Source organism: Rhodovulum sp. MB263 (assembly GCF_002073975.1).
Classification (GTDB): Bacteria; Pseudomonadota; Alphaproteobacteria; order Rhodobacterales; family Rhodobacteraceae; genus Rhodovulum.
Window position 1 is genome coordinate 235,001 of sequence record NZ_CP020385.1, and the last position, 3,713, is coordinate 238,713.

General features: G+C 57.7%; 2 protein-coding genes, 1 tRNA gene and 2 rRNA genes (1 of these 5 cut by a window edge). All 5 read left to right on the plus strand.

What is annotated here, in order from left to right:
- Positions 1-1,625, plus strand: a 23S ribosomal RNA gene (locus B5V46_RS19145); it begins 1,235 nt to the left of the window's first position.
- Between the two features lie 79 nt (positions 1,626-1,704).
- Positions 1,705-1,819: ribosomal RNA gene (gene rrf, locus B5V46_RS19150) — 5S ribosomal RNA — on the plus strand.
- Between the two features lie 96 nt (positions 1,820-1,915).
- Positions 1,916-1,992, plus strand: a tRNA-Met gene (locus tag B5V46_RS19155).
- A 109-nt stretch (positions 1,993-2,101) separates the two neighbouring features.
- The gene (locus B5V46_RS19160; RefSeq protein WP_080618279.1) at positions 2,102-2,443 is read left to right on the plus strand and encodes a hypothetical protein; all 342 of its coding nucleotides are present in this window, start codon (positions 2,102-2,104) and stop codon (positions 2,441-2,443) included.
- Between the two features lie 77 nt (positions 2,444-2,520).
- Positions 2,521-3,674, plus strand: a protein-coding gene (locus B5V46_RS19170) for an IS3 family transposase (protein WP_231119223.1) whose coding sequence is annotated in 2 segments (ribosomal slippage) — positions 2,521-2,773 and positions 2,773-3,674 — 1,155 coding nt in all. Because the reading frame shifts where the segments join, the coding sequence is not laid out codon by codon here.
- The last annotated feature ends 39 nt before the right edge of the window (positions 3,675-3,713 follow it).

Genomic DNA, 3,713 nt, shown 5'->3' on the forward strand with positions numbered 1-3,713 from the left:
TCCTCTTCTATCGCATCCCTGAACGGACGCCTATGGCGTCAAGTAGCGAAGCGATAGCGCAGGATAAGGTGTTTGCTGTGAAGCCGGGCTGTGAGGCACCGGTGGAGCGATCACTAGCGAGAATGATGACATGAGTAGCGACAAGGAGGGTGAGAGACCCTCCCGCCGAAAGTCCAAGGGTTCCTGCTTAAAGCTAATCTGAGCAGGGTAAGCCGGCCCCTAAGGCGAGGCTGAAAAGCGTAGCCGATGGGAACCACGTTAATATTCGTGGGCCAGGAGGATGTGACGGATCGCAGGTGTGGTGAGACCTTATCGGATTGGTCTTGCCGCTGAGCGGTTCCTGGAAATAGCCCTCCATCAGACCGTACCCTAAACCGACACAGGTGGACTGGTAGAGAATACCAAGGCGCTTGAGAGAACGATGTTGAAGGAACTCGGCAAAATGCCTCCGTAAGTTCGCGAGAAGGAGGCCCGGTTCGTGGGCAACCATGGGCCGGGGGCACAAACTAGGGGGTGGCGACTGTTTACTAAAAACACAGGGCTCTGCGAAGTCGCAAGACGACGTATAGGGTCTGACGCCTGCCCGGTGCCGGAAGGTTAAAAGGAGGGGTGCAAGCTCCGAATTGAAGCCCCGGTAAACGGCGGCCGTAACTATAACGGTCCTAAGGTAGCGAAATTCCTTGTCGGGTAAGTTCCGACCTGCACGAATGGCGTAACGACTTCCCCGCTGTCTCCAACATCGACTCAGCGAAATTGAATTGCCTGTCAAGATGCAGGCTTCCCGCGGTTAGACGGAAAGACCCCGTGCACCTTCACTACAGCTTCACACTGGCATCAGGCATGCGATGTGCAGGATAGGTGGTAGGCTTTGAAACCAGGACGCCAGTTCTGGTGGAGCCTCCCTTGAGATACCACCCTTCTCCTGCTTGATGTCTAACCGCGGTCCGTTATCCGGATCCGGGACCCTGTGTGGCGGGTAGTTTGACTGGGGCGGTCGCCTCCCAAATAGTAACGGAGGCGCGCGAAGGTTGGCTCAGAGCGGTCGGAAATCGCTCGTTGAGTGCAATGGCAGAAGCCAGCCTGACTGCAAGACTGACAAGTCGAGCAGAGACGAAAGTCGGCCATAGTGATCCGGTGGTCCCGAGTGGAAGGGCCATCGCTCAACGGATAAAAGGTACGCCGGGGATAACAGGCTGATACTGCCCAAGAGTCCATATCGACGGCAGTGTTTGGCACCTCGATGTCGGCTCATCTCATCCTGGGGCTGGAGCAGGTCCCAAGGGTACGGCTGTTCGCCGTTTAAAGAGGTACGTGAGCTGGGTTTAGAACGTCGTGAGACAGTTCGGTCCCTATCTTCCGTGGGTGTAGGATACTTGAGAGGAGTTGCCCCTAGTACGAGAGGACCGGGGTGAACGATCCACTGGTGGACCTGTTGTCGTGCCAACGGCAGTGCAGGGTAGCTATGATCGGACAGGATAACCGCTGAAGGCATCTAAGCGGGAAGCCCCCCTCAAAACAAGGTATCCCTTGAGGACCGTGGTAGACCACCACGTCGATAGGCCGGAGATGTAAGCGCAGCAATGCGTTCAGTTGACCGGTACTAATTGTCCGATAGGCTTGATTTGATCCAGTAATAGCCAAGCTATACTGCTCAAAAGCAACACATCCCCAGTGTACGCGACTTGGAATATGGCTCTTCCTCGGTTTGGTGGTCATAGCACGAGCAAAACACCCGGCTCCATTCCGAACCCGGCCGTTAAGTGCCGTCGCGCCGATGGTACTGCGTCTCAAGACGTGGGAGAGTAGGTCGCCGCCAAACCTAGAAAGAGCCATGTAACTCTCAATACGATATCTCGTCCCAATACCAATAAACCAATGGGACGAAACCCCTGTGCACTCAAAAGCACAGTATTGGCGCGGGGTGGAGCAGCCCGGTAGCTCGTCAGGCTCATAACCTGAAGGTCGTAGGTTCAAATCCTACCCCCGCAACCATAGTCACTTGCCTCACGCCCGCGCTAACACCGCGGGCGTTGGCATTTTGACACATCCCATTGCCGCACAACGACAAAATCGACCCAAGCTCCCCATACAGCTCAATCACATGCCCGTTCGCGGCATCCGCGTCGGGGCTCAGCACGATCTTCTCGATCAGACCGCGCAGGATCTCCACCGCCTCGGGGCGGCTTTCCGGATCGTTCAGCGCAGCCGCCAGATCCGAAACCTTCGCCGCGTAAACATCCGCCAGCCCCGGGTGCAGGACCACCGGGCTCCGCGCGGGCAGGGCGGTCAGTTTTGCCTCAAGCTGACCCTTCTGAGCCTCGAGCGCATCCATTTTCGCCTTCATACTCGGATGAAACATGCCTTCCGTGATCGCCGTGACGATGTTGTCGATCTCCTTTGTTACCTTCGACAGCGCACGCTCCGCCTCGACCCGTCCGGCTGAGCTACCCCCCGAAATTCGGACAGTGACGTAAGCTACGATTTGCAGTCTGCTGATCTTCGACGAGAAGGAGATCAGAGATGTCGAAACGCAAGCAGCACGCGCCTGAGTTCAAGGCGAAGGTCGCGCTGGAAGCCCTGAAGGGTGAAGAGACGGCGGCCGAGCTGGCGAGCCGGTTCGGAGTGCATCCGACGATGATCCATCAATGGAAGCGCGCCCTGCTCGAAGGCGCGTCCGGCGTGTTCGAGCGCGGTGGCCGCAAGAGACCCGAGATCGACGAGGAGCAGGTGAAGGAGCTCCACGCCAAGATCGGGGAGCTGGCGGTGGCCAACTCTTTTTTGGAACGAAAGCTGAAGCCCTGGGGCGGGAAGTGAGGCGCGGTATGATCGAGCCTGACCATCCTCAGCTGTCCATCGGTCAGCAGTGCAGGCTGCTGTCGATTGCGCGCTCGTCCTATTACTACGAGCCGAAGGGAGAGACCGCACAGAACCTCGGCCTGATGCGGCAGATCGACGAGCAGTTCCTGGAGACGCCGTTCTTCGGTGTCCGCCAGATGACCTGGCACCTGCGCAATGACGGGCATCTCGTGAACGAGAAGCGAATACGCCGGCTAATGCGCCTCATGGGGCTGATGCCGATTTACCAGAAGCCCAACACGAGCAGGCCGGCGAAAGGACACAAGACCTATCCTTACCTTCTGAAAGGGCTGCACGTGGATCGTCCGAACCAGGTCTGGTGCTCGGACATCACCTACCTGCCCATGCGCCGCGGGTTCCTATACCTCATAGCGATCATGGACTGGCACACGCGCAAGGTTCTATCCTGGCGGATCTCGAACACCCTGGAGGCCGACTTCTGCGTCGAAGCACTGAGCGAGGCCATCCACAAGTTCGGCCCGCCCGAGATCATGAACACGGATCAGGGCAGCCAGTTCACGTCCTGCGCCTGGACCGACCGGCTCCGCCGATCCGGTGTGCGCATCTCGATGGATGGGAAAGGCCGATTCCTCGACAACATCTTCATCGAGCGGCTGTGGCGAACCCTGAAATACGAATGCGTCTACCTGCATGCCTGGGAGACCGGATCAGAGACGAAAGGGGCTATCCGGAAATGGATGACCTTCTACAACCACCAGCGTCCTCACTCAGCCCTCGGCGGCAAGCCACCGGCGCTGGTTTATTGGCAGAGAAATGATATCAACAAACCCGATCAGCAGGTGCAAAGAGTAGCTTAAATTACGCCAGATACTGTCCAACCGATGGGGAGTAGCTCA